This window comes from Streptomyces wuyuanensis (genome assembly GCF_900103455.1).
GTDB lineage: Bacteria > Actinomycetota > Actinomycetes > Streptomycetales > Streptomycetaceae > Streptomyces > Streptomyces wuyuanensis.
Map to the genome: position 1 here is coordinate 527,906 of NZ_FNHI01000002.1, position 17,372 is coordinate 545,277.

Here is a 17,372-nt window from a genome sequence, read left to right on the forward strand (position 1 = left end):
CTCGGGCCGCGGCCACCGCTCACCCGATCGGACGATGCTCCGGGAAGCTGCCTGGGTACTCTGGTCGTACCAGGCAGACTCCGTCGCATGGGAGCGATCATGAGCGCCGCACGCGAGTACGGGCTGGACGACCGTACGAGTGGCCCCGCCCGCCGGCGGACGGCTGGACGGCGGACGACCTGGACAGGCTTCCGAATCTCCCTCCGCACACGGAGCTGATCGACGGGAGCCTCGTCTTCATGAGTCCGCAGACCCGATTCCATACGCGTGCCATGCGGCTGCTGGAGAACGCGCTCATGGACCAGGCGCCGGAACATCTGGAGGCCATCCGGGAGATGACGATCAAACTCGACCGGCGGAACCGGCCGGAGCCCGATGTCCTGGTGGTTCCGGTCGAGGCGGACACCGGTCCCGGCCAGACGTGGTTCGAGCCCGAGGACGTCGTCCTCGCGGTCGAGGTCGTCACGGCCGATTCGCTGGAACGCGACCGGGAGGTCAAGCCGCGAAAGTACGCCCAGGCCGGAGTACCGCCCTTCTGGCGGGTCGAGGAGAACGACGGCCTGCCGGTCGTGTACGTCTACGAGATCGACCCCGCGACCGCGTCGTACGGCCTGACCGGCATCCACCACAAGCAACTCAAGGTCGAGCATCCTTTCCCGGTCGACGTCGATCTGACGGCCATCGGCCGCAGGCCACCCCGGTCCTGACGCCACCCGGAACCGTTCGAAGGCACGCGGCGGGCCGTCCTTCAGGGCCTCGCCGCCTTCAGCGCCTCGACCATCACCTCCCGGGCGATCGGGGCCGCGTCGCCGCCGCCGCTGATCTCGCCGCCCGCCGCCTCCGGGTCCTCGACGACCACCGCGACCGCCACGGCGGGCCGGGGCGCGTCGCGGTGCTGCGCCCAGGCGATGAACCAGGCGTACGGGGTCCCGGCGTTGCCGACGCCGTGCTGCGCCGTGCCGGTCTTGCCGCCCACCGTCACCCCGTCGATGAGCGCCCGCGTCCCCGTGCCCTTCTCCGCCGCCTCGATCATCATCCGCCGCAGTTCCAGGGCGGTCGCCGGGAACATCGCGCGGCCGTAGGACCGGCGCGGTGTCTCCCGGACCGTGTCCCCGTCCCAGGTGGTCGTGCGGTCGACCAGGTACGGGTGGGCCAGTTCGCCGCCGTTGGCGACGGCCGCGGCCACCATCGCCATCTGGAGCGGCGTGGCCGTGGTGTCGAACTGGCCGATGGACGAGAGCGCCAACTGGTCCACGCTCATGTGCCGGTCGAAGTTCGATACCGCCACACCGGACGGGATCCGCAGCGCGTCGTCGTTGAACCCGAAGCGGCCCGCCGTCTCCAGCATCGCCTTCAGGCCCACCTTCGCGCCCAGGTTCGCCATCACCGTGTTGCAGGACCACTTGATCGCGTACACCAGCGACGCCTTGCGGCAGCCCGGCACGGGGTTGGGCAGCGTCGTCCTGGTGCCGGGGATGACGAACGGATCCGGGGTGTCCGTGGGGGCGTCCGCGTCCCTGACGACCCGCGCCTCCAGCGCGGCCGCGGCCGTCACGATCTTGAACGCGGAGCCGGGCGGATACGTCTGCCGGATCGCCCGGTTCAGCATCGGATGGGTGTCCGCGCCGTTGAGCCGCCGCCATGCCGCGGTGACCTCCGCGCTGTTGCCCGACAGCAGCCCGGGATCGTACGAGGGGCTGCTGACCAGTGCCAGGATCCGGCCCGAGTACGGTTCGATCGCCGCGACCGCCCCGCGCCTGCCGTCCAGCCCCCGGTAGGCGGCCTGCTGCATGGACGGCCTGATCGTGGTCAGGACCTTGCCGCCGGGCCGGTCGGAGCGGGTGAACTCGTTCCAGAAGGGCAGCGGGGCGAGCATCGGGTCGGTTCCGGACAGCACCCCGTCCGCCGCGTGCTCGAGCAGGGTCGTGCCGTACGTCTGCGAGGAGTAGCCGGTGACCGGCGCGTACAGGGGACCGTCCAGATAGGTGCGCTCGTACCGCAGTTGCTCGCCGGTGTCCTTCGAACCCGTGACCGGCCGGCCGCCGACGAGGATGTCGCCGCGCGGCTCGTCGTAGCGCGCGATGGCCGGACGCCGGTTCGCCGGGCTGCCGTTGAGGCCGTCGGCCTGCAGGACCTGGACGCGCACGGCGTTCACGAACAGCGCGGCGAGCAGGAACAGGCTCAGCGCCGCGGCGCGCCGGATGTACCGGGTCATCGCGCCCCCTCCTGCGCGGCCCGGCCCGCCGGGTCCGTCCGCCCTTCCGTCTCCGCCCGTCCCGTCGTCTCCGGCCGTCCCCCTCCCCCTGTCGCGGTGGCCCGTCCCGCCGGGGCCGTGGCGGGCGCGATCACCCCCGCCTCGACCGGTTCCGGGTGCGGCTCACGGGCCGAGTCGCTGAGCCGGATCAGCAGCGCCACGATGATCCAGTTGGTGACGACCGACGAACCGCCCTGGGCCAGGAAGGGCATGGCCATGCCGGTCAGCGGGATGAGGCCGGTCACCCCGCCCGCGATGACGAAGACCTGGACGGCGAGGATCGCGGCGAGGCCCACGGCGAGCAGCCGGCCGAAGGGGTCGCGCAGATCGAGTCCCGCGCGGTAGCCCCGAGCCACGAGCAGGGAGTACAGCAGGAACAGCGCCGTCAGTCCCGCCAGCCCCAACTCCTCGCCGGCGGTCGCCAGGATGAAGTCGGACTTGGCGGCGAACCCGATCAGAATCGAGTGGCCCGCGCCGAGCCCGGTGCCGAGAACCCCTCCCGAGGCGAAGGAGAACATCGACTGGGCGAGTTGGCTCGGCCCGTCGCCCGCCGCGATGGACGCGTAGGGATCGATCCAGGACTCGACCCGGCTGTGCACGTGCGGCTCCAGGGTGCCGACGGCGAACGCCCCCACACCCGCGAGCAGCAGACCCACCACGATCCAGCCGGTCCTGCCCGTGGCGACGTAGAGCATGACCACGAACAGCCCGAAGAACAGCAGTGAGGTGCCGAGGTCCCGCTCCAGCACCAGGACGACCACACTGATCAGCCAGATGGCCACGACCGGTCCGAGCACCCGCCCCGCGGGCAGTCGCAGGGGACCGATCCGGCGGCCGGTGTGGGCGAGGGCATGTCGGTTCGCGGCCAGGTACGCGGCGAAGAACACCGCGAGCAGGATCTTGGCGAACTCGCCCGGCTGGAACGAGAGACCGCCGATCCGGATCCAGATCCGGGCGCCGTTCACGGCCGGGAAGAGGCTTGGCACGAGCATCAGGACGAGCGCCGTGACGACCGAGAGGTACGCGTAGCGCTGCAGTACGCGGTGGTCCCGCAGCAGCACGACCACCGCGGTGAACAGCGCGACCCCGAGGGTCGACCAGATGAGCTGGGCCGGGGCGGCACGGTCGGCCGGGGTCTCCAGGTCGAGCCGGTAGATGAGGACGAGGCCCACGCCGTTGAGGAGGACCGCGATCGGCAGCAGCAGCGGGTCCGCGTACGGCGCCCTCAGCCGCACGGCGAGATGGGCCAGCAGGGCGAGCAGACCGAGTCCCGCGCCGTACGCGAGCGCGTCCGGCGGAACGGCCCCGCTCCTGGCCAGACCCACGTCGGCGTAGCCGTAGACGGAGATGAGGACGGCGCACACGAGGAGCGAGAGTTCGACGCCCCGCCGTCGCGCCGGACGCGGCCGTGCGGGCGGGGGAGCCTCCGCCGTCGTTGCGGTCATGCGTCGCAACGTAGCAAGCAGGGGTCTTATGTCCGCTTATCTGTGGACTCTGTGTGCTGCATGTCGGTGCCCGGGGCGACGGCCGTGCCCGGCTCCGCAGGAGGGCCGGCGTCCGGGCGGTCGGCGAGGTGGACGTACTCGGGCAGCGTCAGCCGGGCGAGTGCCCCGCCGCCGGGGACGTTGGCGAACTCGAGGTCCGCCCCGATGACCGCCGCCTGGCCCACCGCGATCGTCAGGCCCAGGCCGTGGCCCTTGCCGCCCGACTCGGTGCGGAACCGCTGCGGGCCGTGCTCCAGCAGATACTCCGGATATCCGGCCCCGTGGTCCCGGACCGTCACCACCGGGCCGTCCACGGAGACCACCACCGGCCGAGCGCCGTGCTTGTGCGCGTTGGTGATCAGATTGCCGAGCACCCGCTCCAGCCGCCGCTTGTCCGTCTCCACACTCGTGCCGCGGACGACCAGCAGATCCGTCTCCGAACCGGTGGAACGCGCCATCCGCACCACCCGCTCGGTCAGCGGCGCGAGTTCGTGGATGTCGAGGTCGACCGTCTCCCGGCCGGCGTCCAGCCGCGATATCTCCAGCAGGTCCTCCGTCAGCGCCCGCATCCTGCGCACCCGGTCCTGCACCAGCTCCGACGGGCGCCCCGGCGGCAGCAGCTCGGCCGCCGCGGACAGTCCGGTCAGCGGGGTGCGCAGCTCGTGCGCCACATCGGCGGTGAATCGCTGCTCGCTCAGCAGCTTGCCCTGGAGGGTGGAGGCCATGGTGTCCAGCGCTCCCGAGACCGTGGCCACCTCGTCCTCGCAGCGCGAAGGGTCCTTCGTGCGGGGGTCGTTGACGCGCGCGTCCAGATCGCCCGCGCTGATCCGCCGCGCCACCTGCGCGGTCAGATGCAGCCTGCGCGTCACCCGGGTCACCGAGAAGGCCCCCGCGAGCAGCGTCGCGCCGATCGCCAGCGCGGAGGAGCCGACGATGGCCCGGTCGAGGCCCATGATGGTCTGCGCGCTCAGCGTGTAGTCGATCCGCACCGCCAGCGCACGGCCGTCCGCCGGGCCGGCGGCCCACATGGTCGGCCGGCCGTCGACGTCCGAGACCACCGTGCCGCGCTGCCCGCGGAGCGCCAGGGCCCGCAGTTCGGACGGCAGCCCCTGCGGGTCCACGGCACCGAACCGGCCCGTCGGCTCGCCCGCCTCGTACGCCTCGGTCACGTCCTCCAGCTTCGACAGGGCCTTCTCGCGCGCCTGGTCCACGGTCTGGCGGGTCACCGACACATGGACCAGCGCGCCGAGCAGCGCCGCGAGCGCGCAGCACATCACGGTGATGAAGAGCGCGGCCTTCCAGGTGAGCGTGGCGGTCCAGGCGGGCCTGCGCAGCCGCCGCCCACGGCGTGACCGCCGTCCGCGGCGCTCCGGCGTGGCACGGGTCATCGTGCGTCCGCCGACGACTCGGGCGCGGGCCGGGACGGCTTGACCCGGACGATCTCGTCGCGCGCGGGGAGCATCGCCCGCTGCTGCTCGTCCCAGGACCAGGCCGTGCGGTACTCGTAGCCCGGAATGCCGGCCGACACGGCACGCAGGATCAGGTCCCGGCCGGCGAGCTCGACGCTGACGATGGCCTCGGCGTCGGACATGATGCGCGTCAGTCCGCCCTTCTCCGGCATGTACACCCGGATCGCCGTCTGCTGCTCGGGCATCGTGATGCCGACGATCAGCTCGTCCTTCCCGTCACCGGTGAGATCCCGGTAGTACGGCTTGAGCACCGGGCACTTCGCCGGCTTCGTGCGGCACTCGCGGATCTGCCGCGCCGTCTGCTCGTAGAGCCCGTCCGGGCCGGTGACCTGGCCGGGGTGGGCCGCCACCTCCGCCTGGACGACGGCCACCGGGTCCACGGTGCGGACGTCGCCGCCGGGGACCTCGATGCCGCGTACGCGTTCCGTGTCGCTCTCGCCGTAGTCGACCGGGGGTGCGGATATCTCCGGCAGCTCCGGCCACAGCTCCACCGGCCCGACGGCGGTCGGCGTCGCGCCGGCGCTCTCCAGCCCGCCCGCGTCGTTGCAGCCGGCGAGCAGCAGCGCGGCGGCGGTGACGGCGACGGCGGCGAGCGCGGGACGAGGGGCGTGGTGGCGGGGCAAGAGGCTTCCTGGGAGGCGTCGATTCGAATGAGGGCCGTCCCCCAGGGTACGGAAGTCCTTTTTGCACCCTGCGGGGGGCCTCTGGGTGGTTTGCGAAGACATGGGGCCGGCGTCGGCATGCGGGGCCGGGCGGCCGGAGTCCTCTTCTCGGCGCAGATCCCGGCCCCGGCCCGGCGGCGGCGCCGCGTCGCGCCTCCCTCGACCCGGCGTACCCCCTCGCCGTCGCCCGAGTGCGGCGCCCGCACTCTCCTGCGAAGCCGAAGCCGAAGCCGAAGCCGAAGCCGAAGCCGAAGCCGAAGCCGAAGCCGCGCGCCGCGCAGCGCCCGCACCGCCGCGCACCGGGCCGTGGCGTCACGCCGCAGGTGCGGTGTCACACATGGCCGCGGAGTGCCGTGCGGCAGAGGGTGAGCAGGCGTTCGTCCTGTTCGATGTCGTGGCTCCCGGACCCTCCGTCCAGCACGTTGTGCCGCCGCGGCCGCGCGAGCTCCGCGCGCAGCAGCGGCGCCGCCGGACCCGCCGAGGGGCCCATCTCGGCGAGGCACTCGGCGATCTCGACCCGCCCGTAGCGGTTCTCCTCCCACGCGGTCCGCAGCACCGGCAGGGACTCCCGGGCCTCGCCGGTGACCCGCCACAGCGCCACGGCCGCGTCCATCCGGAGCCAGCGTTCCGGCGACGTGAGCAGTTCACGCAGCGTCGGCGCCGCGTCGGCCGCCGCGCTGCCGACCGCGCCGAGCGCGGCCGCGGCAGCGCGGCGTTCGTCGGGACCGTCCGCCGTGAGCAGCTCGCGGAGTACCGGCAGCACCCCGGCGACATCCCCCGTCGCCGCCCACAGCGCCCGCGCCGCTGCCGCTACGACCGACGAGGAGGGGCGCGAGGTCGCACCACCGAGCAGCGCACGGAGCTCCGGAGCGGCCGGCAGGGCACCGGCCCCGAAGGAGGTCAGGGCGCGCAGGGCAGCCTCGGTCACCCATTCGCCGCCCCGCGCCGGCGCGCCGCGCAGCACCCGCAGCACCTCGGGCAGCGCCTCGGCCGCGCGTACGCCGGCGAGCCCGGTCAGCAGCGGGGCCGCGCGGTCGTAGAGCTGCTCGTCCAGGGCCACCTCCCCGAGCCGACGCCGCAGCACCGGCACGAGGGGCGCGGCCCGGTCGCCGAGGTACGGCACGGCGAACGCCACGTCGCGCGGCAGATCCGGCTGCTCCAGCGCGCGGGCGAGCGCCGGGACGGCGCGCGGGTCGCCGAGCCGGGCGAGCGCGACGAGCGCGCGGCGGTCGGCCGGCCGGTCCCCGCCGGCGGCCCCGACTCGCTCCGCGAGCGCGTCGGCCGCGGGCAGCGCCAGCCCGAAGAGGCTCTCCAGGAGGCTGACCGCCGCGCCGTGCAGCAGCGGATCGGGGTCGTCGAGCTGTGCCCCGACGAGCCGTACGACCTCGTCGTACGGCCCCCGCCAGGCCCGGATCAGCCCGTGGCACATCCAGACGGCGTCCGTGCGCTGCGCCGGATCGGCGCTGGTCAGCTGGCCGGTGAGCAGCGCGATCCGGTCGTCGACGCGGTCGCCGAGCGCGGAGTGGAGCGTACGCAGCAGGTCGTCCGCCCACGGCGCGCCCGGCCCTCCGCCGTCGCCTCCCGCCGCTTCGGACCCGGAACCCGGCCCGGCGGGTCCGGCCGCGTTCCCGGAGCCGCCCGTCCCCGGCCCGGCCCCGTCCGTGGCCCGCAGGAGCGCGGTCGCCGTCGACGCCACGTCGTCGGGCAGGAGGCCGGGCGCGCAGCGAGCCAACTGGGTCAGGGCGGACAGCCGCAGCCCGGGCGGCCGGTCCGGGGCGAGCAGTGTGGTCAGCCAGGTCACCGACTCGGCGCGCAGCGCCTCGTGCCGCAGCGCGATCCGCCCCACCGCCTCGACGAGCGCGAGCCGCACCTCCGTGTCCTGTTCTCCCCCCAGCCGGCCCCTGAGGAGGGCCAGCACCCGCGCCGGGTCGCCGTGGAGCATCGCCAGGGCGCACGGTGCCGCGAGCCGGACCCCCGCGTCGGGGTCGTCCAGCAGCCCGACGAAGACATCGGCCCCGGCGGCCACCGCGGCGGCGGCCATCGCATAGTTCGCGGCGTCCTCGAACTCCTCGTCCTCCGGGTCGAGTTCGTCGTCGTCGAGGTCGATGCCGCCGATGCTGGTCAGCAACTCCACGATGGCGCCACGGTCCTGCACGTCGGGGCTGGCGACGAGTTCCAGGAGGAAGGGGATGCAGGCCAGCGTGGAGTCGTACACGTCGCCCTGGTGGTGCACCGCGGTGTACATGCCGTCGAGCGCGGCCTCCCGCTCGGCCGGATCCGCTGAGGCGAGCCCCCTCAACAGCCCCGGTACGTCGTCAGCCGGACCGTACGCATGTCCCATCGAGGCCCAGTCGACCTCGTCCATCCCCGTGAACACGCCGTTCCCTTCCGTGAGCCGGATGCCTGGGGAGAGTGTGCACCAGGACGGCGGCAACCCACCCCGCGCAAGTGAGCCGGATGAACGGAGGCCCTCGGGTGAACTGCGGCGGGGCGCGCCCGTTACGGGGCCTGCACGAGAGATCCGGCGACTGCCGGGACGGCCGGCGGGGCGCCGGTGGGATGCCGGACGGGGCGTCACATTGCGTGGTGCACAAGGGAGTTCACCGGCGCCGAACCGACCGCCGGGAGAACGCGCCGCTGCCGCTGCCGCTGCCGCTGCCGCTGCCGCTGCCGCTGCCGCTGCGCGGCGCAGGGCCAGGGCTCCGCCCGCGGCCGCGAGTGCCGTACGGCCTCGCCCGCTGCCGCCTGGGCAACCGCGGGCGAGGCCGTACGACACGGGGCTCGCCGGCTCAGCGCAGGTTGTCGCCCCAGCCGCTCTGCAGCATGGTCTGGAACGCCCATTGCCCGTCCCGCTTGATCAGGACGTCGGCGTACCGCAGCTGCTGGGTGGTGCCGTCCGCCGTCATGGTGGAGTCCGTGAAGACGACCGCCATCGCCGGGCCGAGGAAGACGGGCGTGCGCACCGACTCGAAGGACATGTCCTCCGAACCGTCCCCCATGACCTGGGTCATGGTCCTGACGAACTGCTCGCGGTCCCACTGGGCGGAAGCGCCGCTGCCGGCTGAGTCGTCGCTGACCAGATTGAGCGGGAAGACGGCCAGATCCGCCATCCGCTCGATGTCGCGGCGCGCGGCGGCCGCGTCGTAGTCGGTGAACCACGCCTCGATCGAGGCGAGTTCGTCTGCGGTCGGGACGTATCCGGTGTCGGGAAGCAGGGGCACACACGCTCCTTCGTAAGGGGTCGTCAAACGTGATCGGTGAGGACCGTATCCCCGATCCTCAGACTAGTCAAACTTGATTAATGAGATCGTCGCGGATCCGGTGGACCGTCACGACGGAGTGGCGGGTGGTGCCCCGCTCGACCTCCGCCACCAGTCCGGGCTCCACCGCGCGGTACGGCACCTCGCCGATGCCGATCGCCATGGCCGTCCTGGGCACCCCTTCCGGGTGCTCCGCCGTGCGGCCCGCGAGCAGCTGTCCCGCCCTGGGGCGCAGGGCGGGCGGCAGCGGGCTGGAGACCACCGGGGAGTCGTCGTCGGGGAGCACCAGGACCAGTGCGACCGGGCGGGCCGGCGGCCCGGTGAAGCCGGTCACCGCCGCGTCGTGCACATCCGTGTGGCGGAGCTTGCGCCAGTCGCGCGCGCCGGGCCGGTACGGCCGGCCCAGGTGCTTCACCACCAGCCCCTCGATCCCCGCCGCGGGCAGCGTCTCGAACCAGGTGGCGGCGAGTTCGGGGTCCGTGGTCATCGGTACCGGCTGGAGGGGCGGCCCGAGGGGTTCGAGGAGTGCGGTCAGCCGTTGCCTGCGCCGTTCGTAGGGTGCGGACCGCAGATCCTCACCGCCCTCCCCGAGCAGGTCGAAGGCGGCGTAGGAGGCGGGCATCCGGCGTGCGAGTGTCCCGGCCCGCGCCGCGGTGGCGGCCGCCCGGCGCTGCACGGCGGCGAAGTCCACCCGGCCCCCGCTCCAGACGACCACCTCGCCGTCCACGACGGTGTCGTCCGGCAGGGCGAGCGCGGCCTGCGCGAGCTCGGGGAAAGCGGAGGTCACGATGCGTCCCGAGCGGGCCTGCAGCACGGCCCCACCGTCGATCTTGAAGATCAGCATGCGGTGGCCGTCGAACTTCGGCTCGTACGCCAGCCCCTCCCCGCGCGGCAGCGTCGCCACCGGCTCGGCGAGCGCCGGCTTCACCGGGGGCCGCAGCGCGCCCGTGGCGCGAGGACTCACGGCAGTGTGCCCGCCGCCGAGGGGTCGGCCAGTGGCGCGAGCAGATCCCCGTACAGTTCGATCCTCCCCGCGATGTCGCCCAGACGGAGGACCAGGTCGTCCGGCGACTCGCAGCCCTCCACCTCGTCCCAGGTGACGGGCGCGGACACGGTCGGCTCGGCGCGGGCGCGCAGGGTGTAGGGGGTGGCGGTGGTCTTGGCCGCGGCGTTCTGGCTGTGGTCGACGAAGACCTTCCCCGGTCGCAGGGCGCGCGCCATCCGGTGCACCACCAGCTCTCCGAGCTCCGCCTCGGCCTCCACGGCCAGCCCCTTCGCGTAGGCCGACACGTCCTCCGACGGGGTCGGCTCCAACGGCACCAGCAGGTGGAGGCCCTTCGAGCCGGAGGTCTTCGCGTAGGCGTCCAGGCCGTCGGCAGCCAGCCGCTCCCGCAGCCACAGCGCCACGTCGCAGCACTCCACGACGGTGGCGGGTGCTCCGGGGTCGAGGTCGAAGACCATCCGGTCGGCCCAGGCCGGCCGGATGGTCTTCCACTGGGGGGTGTGGAACTCCACGACCAGGTTCGCCGCCCACATCAGGGACGCCAGGTCCTGGACGACGACCTGCTCGCCGGTCTCGCGGGAGGAGCGCGGCACTTCGGCGACCTCCACCCAGTCGGGCGTGCCGGGGGGCGGGTTCTTGGTGAAGAACAGCTGGCCGTCAGGGCCGTCGGGATAGCGGAGGAAGGACAGCGGCCGGTCCCGCAGATGCGTGAGGATCGCGTCCGCGACGGTGGCGTAGTAGTGCAGCACCTCGCCCTTGGTGGTCCCGGTGGCCGGATGGAGGACCTTCTCCAGATTGCTGAGGGCCAGACGCCGCCCCTCCACCTCGGTGATGGGCGTCATACGATGAGAATCCCATGAATCCCTACGAATCGGATGAAAGGGATGAAACGTTGCGATCCATCTGGAACGGTGCGATCTCCTTCGGGCTGGTCAGTATCCCGATCAAGCTCGTGAACGCCACGGAGAGCCGCTCGGTCTCCTTCCGCCAGATCCACACCCAGGACGGCGGGCGCATCCGGTACCGCAAGGTGTGTGAGCTCGACGACCAGGAAGTGTCGCAGGCGGAGATCGGCAAGGCGTACGAGGACGCGGACGGGACGATGATCCCGATCACCGACGAGGACCTCGCCTCGCTGCCGCTGCCGACCACGAAGACGATCGACATCGTCGCCTTCGTGCCGGCCTCGGAGATCGATCCGCTCCAGATCGAAGGCGCCTACTACCTCGCGGCGAACGGCGTGCCCGCGGCCAAGCCGTACACGCTGCTGCGGGAGGCCCTCAAACGGAGCAAAAAGGTCGGGGTGGCCAAGTTCGCCCTGCGGGGGCGCGAGCGGCTGGGCATGCTCCGCGTCGTCGACGACGTCATCGCCATGCACGGGCTGCTCTGGCCGGACGAGGTGCGCCGGCCGGAGGGGGTCGCGCCGGACGCGGACGTCACGATCCGCGACGCGGAACTCGATCTGGCGGACGCGCTGATGGACACGCTCGGCGACGTCGACCTCGACTCGCTGCACGACGACTACCGGCAGGCGGTGGAGGAGCTGATCGCCGCGAAGGCGGAGGGTGTCGAGCTGGAGCCCCAGCCCGCACCGGCGGGCGGCGGCAAGGTCATCGACCTGATGGCCGCTCTGGAGAGCAGTGTGCGGGCGGCGAAGGAGGCCCGCGGTGACGAGGTGGCGGAAGTGTCGGCGCCGGTCACGGAGCTGAAGCCGCGCAAGAAGGCGGCGGCGAAGAAGACCGCGTCGAAGGGGACGGCGAAGACGGCCGCCAAGCCGGCGGCGAAGAAGGCCGCGGCGAAGAAGACCGCCGCAGCCAAGTCGTCGAAGGCGGCGTCCTCGAAGTCCGCGGCCAAGAAGACGACCGCGAAGAAGGCCCCCGCCCGCAAACGAGCGTCCTGAGAGCCCCGTACCGGAGGAGGAATCCGGACACCCGGGTTCCTCCTGCGGGTGCCCAGGCCCGGTCCCTTCGCCCGACGCCCTCCGTCCGGGTGCCCTGGACCTACCCCTTCCTCCGGATTTCCCGGCAGGGTCACTTCGTCCGGATGCCCTTCGCCCGATGCCCTCCGTCCGGATGCCCTCCGTCCGGGTGCCGGGCGATCCGGCCGCGGCCACCGGGCCGTGCGCCCTGAGCCGCCGCGCCACGCCCGCCGCCGCCCCTGCCGCGATGCGTGCCGGCAGAGCATGGCGTACAACGAGACCACGGGCGTACCGGCCGGGGCGGGCCCGCCGCGCCGTTCGCCCCGGAGCCGTACTACGCCTTTCGGCCGATGCCGTAACACCCCGACAAGGAGCAGGTGTTGAGGGAGCATTGACAGCCCAAAACTGCCCGGCTACTTTCGGCCCAGGCCGAAAGTGCCGGGCTCTTCGCTCGTTTCCCCAGGTCCCCAGGGCTTCCGGAGGCCCCCATGAAGACAGGGTTCAAGCGCGCCACCGTTCCTCTCGCACTGCTCACGCTCACCACGCTCACGGCCGCCGGCTGCGGCGGCGACAGCGGCGCCGAGTCCAAGAAGGTCACCGTGTGGATGTACCCGGTGATCATGGACCCGAAGGCCAACGCCGCGTACTGGGACGGGATCGAGAAAGGGTTCGAAGCGAAGGAGAAGGGCGTCGACCTCAGCATCGAGCAGCTGCCCTGGGAGAACCGGGACCAGAAGCTCGCGACCGCCTTCGGCAGCGGCAAGGGCCCGGACGTGGTCCTGCTGGGACCCGACCAGATCCCGCAGTACCAGGCCAACGGGGCGATCCAGCCGGTCGACCGGGCCATCGGGGAGGCCCGCGACGCCTTCCGGCCGAACGCGCTGGAGGCCATGAGCCAGGACGGCAAGGTCTACGCCGCCCCGATCTACCACACCGTCACCAGCACCCTCTACAACAAGAAGCTGCTGGAGAAGGCGGGGATCACCGAGCCGCCCTCGACCTGGGACGCCATCAGGGCCGCCGCCCCGAAGCTGAAGCAGGCCGGCGCGTCCACGCTCGACTACTCCGCCAGCAACGAGGCCTCGCTCAACATGAGCTTCTATCCGCTGCTGTGGCAGGCGGGCGGAAAGGTGTTCGACGACGGCGGGCGGAAGGCGGCCTTCAACGGCCCGGAGGGCGTCGAGGCGCTCACCTTCCTCGTCGACCTCTACAAGAGCGGGGCAGTGCCGAAGTCCGCCATGAACAACGCCAACCTCTTCACCGACCAGGCGCTCGGCAAGCAGCAGGTCGCCATGGGGTACACCAACACCCCCGCCGACGCCGTGCTGGCCGAGAAGGCCTGGGGCAAGGGCAACGTGATCGTGGGCCCCGCCCTCACCGGACCCGGCAAGCAGGTCTGCTTCGGCATGCCCGGCGGGCTCGGTATCAATGCCAGGTCCAAGAACGTGGCGGGCGCCGAGAAGTTCATCGCCTACATGGTCCAGCCCGCGCAGATCGAGTCCATGGGCAAGGCGGGCGGCTTCTTCTCCCCGCGGACCGACGTGACCGTTCCGAACGACAGCACCTACGCCAAGGAGTACCAGGAGGCCCTGAACCACACCTACCCCGGTGAGCCGAATCCGGCGGCCCGTCAGCTGATGGCACTGATCAGCCCGGAGATCCAGGCCGCGCTGACCGGGAAGAAGAGCCCCAAGGCGGCCCTGGACGCGGCCGCCGCCGAGGCCGACGAGCTGCTGGCGCGTCAGCGTTGAGGAAGGCCGCCACCGACGAGGTCGCCCCGGACGAGGGCGGCGGGCTGCCCGGAGCGAGCGGCCCGCCGCCCGGCGCGAAGGACACGGGGCCCGGAGGCAGGGACGGCCGGGGCCGCCCCGTCACCGGGGCGGCCGGGACGCGGAGCCGGATCATGCGGCGGCGCGAGGCACTCGCCGGTCTCGCGTTCGTCGCGCCGATGCTGCTGCTGTTCATCGTGTTCCGCTTCGGGCCCACGCTCGGCGCGGCGTTCCTCTCCGTCACCGACTACCGCCTCAGCGGGGAGTGGACGTTCATCGGCGCCGGGAACTACACCCGGCTCCTCGGCGACGACCTGTTCTGGGAGAGCCTCGGCGTCACCGCCGTCTACACGGTTCTGTACGTGCCGATGACCGTCGCCCTCGCCCTCGGCACCGCCGTCCTGCTCCACCGCACGCTGTGGATGCGCGGCTTCTTCCGCGGGCTGTTCTTCCTCCCGTACGTCACCAGCATCGTGCTGGCCGCCGTCATCTGGAAGTGGATCTACGAGGTCCAGGACGGGCTGCTCAACGCCTCCCTCGGCGTCCTCGGCATCGGACCCGTCGACTTCCTCGGCAGCGAGTCCCTCGTCCTGCCGTCCATCGCCGCCGCCTCCGCGTGGAAGGGCTTCGGCTACTCCATGCTCATCCTGCTGGCCGGACTGCAGTCCATCCCCCGCGAGGTGACCGAGGCCGCCACCATCGACGGCGCGAGCGGCTGGCAGCGCTTCCGCTGGGTGACCCTGCCCCTTCTGCGGCCGGTGCTGTTCTTCGTCCTCGTGATCGAGGCCATCCTCGGCTTCCAGGTCTTCGACGCGATGTACGTGATGACGGCCGGCGGCCCCGTCCGCGCCAGCTACTCGCTCGTGTACTTCCTGTACGACTCCGGCTTCAAGTTCTTCGACTTCGGCTACGCCAGCGCGGTCGGCCTGGTCCTGTTCCTCGTCGTCCTCGTCTTCTCGCTGATCCAGCGCAGGCTCATCGGAAGGGACGCGGACTGATGGCGACCTCCTCCACGTCCGCCGAGCGGCCCGTGTCCGCCGCCCCAGGGTCCTCGTCCGCGCCTCCGGCCGGGACCGCCCGGCACCCGCGGCGGGCGGCCGCCCGGCTGGGCCTGCCCGTGCTGCTCGTCCTGGTCGCCGTGGTGACCGTCACGCCCTTCGCCGTCATGGTGCTGGTGGCGTTCGCGCCCGCCGGCGGCCAGACCCTCCCGGGCGCCCTGGACGTCACCCGTGCCACGCTCGCGAACTTCACGGACGTCCTCGAGAACGCCGACATCACCCGCTGGGCCGTCAACTCGCTCATCTACTCGCTGGTGTCGGTACTGCTCATCCTGCTGTTCTCGTCCATGGCCGGCTACGCCTTCGCCAAGAAGCGCTTTCCCGGCAGGGAGATCCTGTTCTGGTCGTTCCTGGCGACGCTGATGGTGCCGTTCCAGGCCACCCTCATCCCGTACTACATCCTCGTCTCGGAACTGGGCGGCGTGGACACGTACTGGGGCCTCATCGTGCCGACGCTCGCGAACTCGCAGGCCGTGTTCCTGATGCGCCAGTTCATCGTGCAGCTGCCCGACGAGCTGTTCGAGGCGGCCAAGATCGACGGCGCCTCGGAATGGCGCATCTACACGACGGTCGTGCTGCCTCTGATCCGGCCCGTGCTCGCCACGCTGGGCGTGTTCGTCTTCCTGTGGCACTGGAACGACTTCCTCTGGCCGCTGGTCATCGGCCAGTCGGAGGAGATGCGCACGCTCACCGTCGGGCTCGCGACCCTGGAGGGGGAGAACGTGGCGATCAACCAGATCATGGCCGGAGCGACCATCACCGTCATCCCCTGCCTGCTCGTCTTCGGGCTGCTCCAGCGCTACCTCACCGACTCGATCGCCACCTCGGGGCTCAAGTCGTGACCCTCGCCGCACCGGCCGTGATCGACGTCAACCGGGTCCTCGGCCCGCTGCCCCACGACGACGTGCCCAGCCGCGACGAGAGCGGACTGGTCAAGGAGCTTGAGCGGCTGCGGATCGACTCGGCCTGCGTCGTGCACTCCCACGCCGTGTACGGAGACCCGCGCGACGGCAACGCCCGGCTGGCCCGCACGGCCGACGAGCGGCTGCGGCCCGTACCCGTCCTCGTCCCCGGCCCGCTGGGAACCGGCGACTGGACGGGCGGCGGCGCCCCGCTCGTACGGCTCTGCCCCGACGTCCACGGCTGGGCCGTCACCGGGCCGGGCGCCCTCGGCCTGACCGCGGCACTGTCCCGGGCCGGCGTCACGGTGCTGCTCGACTGGGACGCCGTCTCCGCCACCGACGTCGACCTGCTCGCCGGCAGCAGGCCCCGCCTGAGGATCGTCCTCACCGGAACGGGCTACCGCAGCCTGCACGAGCTCACCGAACTCCTCGACACCCACGAGCAGCTGCACGTGGACACCTCCACGCTCGCCGGACACCGCCAGGTGGAGTGGTTCGCCGAGCGCCACGGGGCCCACCGCGTGCTGTTCGGCACCGGCGCGCCCGTCACGGACGACGCGGGCCCGCGCCATCTCCTGGACACCCTGGACCTGCCCGACGAGGACACCGCCCTCATCGCCGGCGGCAACGCCCTGCGGCTCCTCGGCGGCACGGCATGACCGCGGGCGACGCGGGACCCGGCCACGCCGCCGGACCCACGCCCGCCGGACCCGCCGGGGGCCACCGGCCGCGCATCGTCGACGCACACGGCCACCTCGGGCGCTGGCACGCCTTCGCCATACCCGACGGCTCCGCCGCCGGGCTGATCGCCATGATGGACCGGTGCGGCGTCGCCACCGCCTGCGTCTCCCACCTGCTCGCCGTCGGCCCCGACGCCCGCGCGGGCAACGCCCTCCTGCTGGACGAACTCGCCGCGCACCCCGGACGGCTCCTCGGCTACGCGGTCTACAACCCGCACGACCCCGAGGCCGCGCCCCGGCTGCGGGACCTGCTCGAAGTGCCCGGCGTCGTGGGGGTCAAGCTCCACCCCGAGGTCCACGAACTCGCCCTGGACCACCCCGCCTACACGCCGGCCTTCGAGGCCGCCGCCGACCACGGCCGCGTCGTCCTGGCGCACAGCCGGCACGGCTGCCCCTACTCCGGCGTCCGTCACTTCACTTCCGTGGCACCGCGCCACCCGGAGGTGCCGCTGCTCATGGGGCACTCGGGGCTGGTCCCGGCGGGCTACGCCCCGGCCGCCGAAGCCGCCGCCCGCTGCCCCAGCCTCGTACTGGAGACCTGCGGCTCCCGGATGACCGCACGTCATCTCGTGCGTCTCGTCGCCGAGACGGGGGCGCACCGCATCGCCTTCGGTTCGGACGCCGTCTTCCTCGATCTGCGCACGGGGCTGGGCCGCGTGCTGCTGGCCGACCTCGACGAACCGGACCGCGAGCAGATCCTGCACGGCACCATGGACGCCCTGCTGGCCCGCTCCCGCCCGTGAGCACGCCGGGAAGACCCGTCGTCCGGCCGTCCCGGCCGCCGCCGCCCGGCCGGACGAGCAGCGCCCGCCGCCCCCCGCACGGCTCTGCTTCCGGGTGCGTGACCCGGCCC

At 72.6% G+C, this 17,372-nt stretch carries 15 protein-coding genes; 7 read left to right on the forward strand and 8 right to left on the reverse strand.

The features are described 5' to 3' along the window. Positions 1 to 218: 218 nt before the first annotated feature. A complete protein-coding gene (locus BLT82_RS05420; protein WP_404203021.1) occupies positions 219 to 707 on the forward strand; it encodes a Uma2 family endonuclease in 489 nt (162 codons plus the stop codon). Between the two features lie 41 nt (positions 708 to 748). On the opposite strand, the gene BLT82_RS05425 is transcribed toward BLT82_RS05420, so the two are convergent. The 8 genes from BLT82_RS05425 to ligD all read right to left on the reverse strand — a co-directional run bounded on the left by BLT82_RS05425 (position 749) and on the right by ligD (position 10,974). Beyond that, positions 749 to 2,215 (reverse strand): penicillin-binding transpeptidase domain-containing protein, encoded by a 1,467-nt coding sequence (locus BLT82_RS05425; protein WP_093652633.1) that lies wholly within the window; start codon positions 2,213 to 2,215, stop codon positions 749 to 751. Beyond that, a complete protein-coding gene (locus BLT82_RS05430; protein ID WP_244291838.1) occupies positions 2,212 to 3,699 on the reverse strand; it encodes an FtsW/RodA/SpoVE family cell cycle protein in 1,488 nt (495 codons plus the stop codon). The genes BLT82_RS05425 and BLT82_RS05430 overlap by 4 nt, the downstream gene beginning before the upstream one ends. Positions 3,700 to 3,725: 26 nt before the next feature. Continuing rightward, entirely contained in the window at positions 3,726 to 5,126 is a 1,401-nt protein-coding gene (locus BLT82_RS05435) for a sensor histidine kinase (RefSeq protein WP_093652634.1), read from the reverse strand. Next, the gene (locus BLT82_RS05440; RefSeq protein WP_093652635.1) at positions 5,123 to 5,830 is read right to left on the reverse strand and encodes a hypothetical protein; all 708 of its coding nucleotides are present in this window, start codon (positions 5,828 to 5,830) and stop codon (positions 5,123 to 5,125) included. The genes BLT82_RS05435 and BLT82_RS05440 overlap by 4 nt, the downstream gene beginning before the upstream one ends. A 370-nt stretch (positions 5,831 to 6,200) precedes the next feature. Further along, on the reverse strand, positions 6,201 to 8,246 hold the full coding sequence (locus BLT82_RS05445) for a HEAT repeat domain-containing protein (RefSeq protein WP_093652636.1): 2,046 nt from the start codon (positions 8,244 to 8,246) through the stop codon (positions 6,201 to 6,203). 412 nt (positions 8,247 to 8,658) lie between these two features. After that, complete coding sequence (locus BLT82_RS05450) at positions 8,659 to 9,090, reverse strand: nuclear transport factor 2 family protein (RefSeq protein ID WP_093652637.1); 432 nt, start codon at positions 9,088 to 9,090, stop codon at positions 8,659 to 8,661. A 67-nt stretch (positions 9,091 to 9,157) separates the two neighbouring features. Further along, complete coding sequence (locus BLT82_RS05455) at positions 9,158 to 10,057, reverse strand: ATP-dependent DNA ligase (protein WP_093652638.1); 900 nt, start codon at positions 10,055 to 10,057, stop codon at positions 9,158 to 9,160. Positions 10,058 to 10,089: 32 nt separating this feature from the next. Beyond that, on the reverse strand, positions 10,090 to 10,974 hold the full coding sequence (gene ligD, locus BLT82_RS05460; protein WP_093652639.1) for a non-homologous end-joining DNA ligase: 885 nt from the start codon (positions 10,972 to 10,974) through the stop codon (positions 10,090 to 10,092). Between the two features lie 50 nt (positions 10,975 to 11,024). On the opposite strand from ligD, the gene ku reads away from it, so the two are divergent. The 6 genes from ku to BLT82_RS05490 all read left to right on the forward strand — a co-directional run bounded on the left by ku (position 11,025) and on the right by BLT82_RS05490 (position 17,262). Continuing rightward, positions 11,025 to 12,032, forward strand: coding sequence for a non-homologous end joining protein Ku (gene ku, locus BLT82_RS05465; protein WP_093652640.1), 1,008 nt, complete (start codon positions 11,025 to 11,027; stop codon positions 12,030 to 12,032). Between the two features lie 506 nt (positions 12,033 to 12,538). Then, entirely contained in the window at positions 12,539 to 13,801 is a 1,263-nt protein-coding gene (locus tag BLT82_RS05470) for an ABC transporter substrate-binding protein (protein WP_093652641.1), read from the forward strand. Further along, on the forward strand, positions 13,798 to 14,817 hold the full coding sequence (locus tag BLT82_RS05475) for a carbohydrate ABC transporter permease (RefSeq protein ID WP_093652642.1): 1,020 nt from the start codon (positions 13,798 to 13,800) through the stop codon (positions 14,815 to 14,817). Before BLT82_RS05470 ends, BLT82_RS05475 begins: the two co-directional genes overlap by 4 nt. Beyond that, complete coding sequence (locus BLT82_RS05480; protein WP_093652643.1) at positions 14,817 to 15,719, forward strand: carbohydrate ABC transporter permease; 903 nt, start codon at positions 14,817 to 14,819, stop codon at positions 15,717 to 15,719. The genes BLT82_RS05475 and BLT82_RS05480 overlap by 1 nt, the downstream gene beginning before the upstream one ends. After that, positions 15,716 to 16,438 carry an amidohydrolase family protein gene (locus BLT82_RS05485; RefSeq protein ID WP_093652644.1) on the forward strand — a complete coding sequence of 241 codons (723 nt, stop codon included), beginning with the start codon at positions 15,716 to 15,718 and terminating at the stop codon, positions 16,436 to 16,438. Before BLT82_RS05480 ends, BLT82_RS05485 begins: the two co-directional genes overlap by 4 nt. After that, the gene (locus BLT82_RS05490; protein WP_093652645.1) at positions 16,435 to 17,262 is read left to right on the forward strand and encodes an amidohydrolase family protein; all 828 of its coding nucleotides are present in this window, start codon (positions 16,435 to 16,437) and stop codon (positions 17,260 to 17,262) included. Before BLT82_RS05485 ends, BLT82_RS05490 begins: the two co-directional genes overlap by 4 nt. The last annotated feature ends 110 nt before the right edge of the window (positions 17,263 to 17,372 follow it).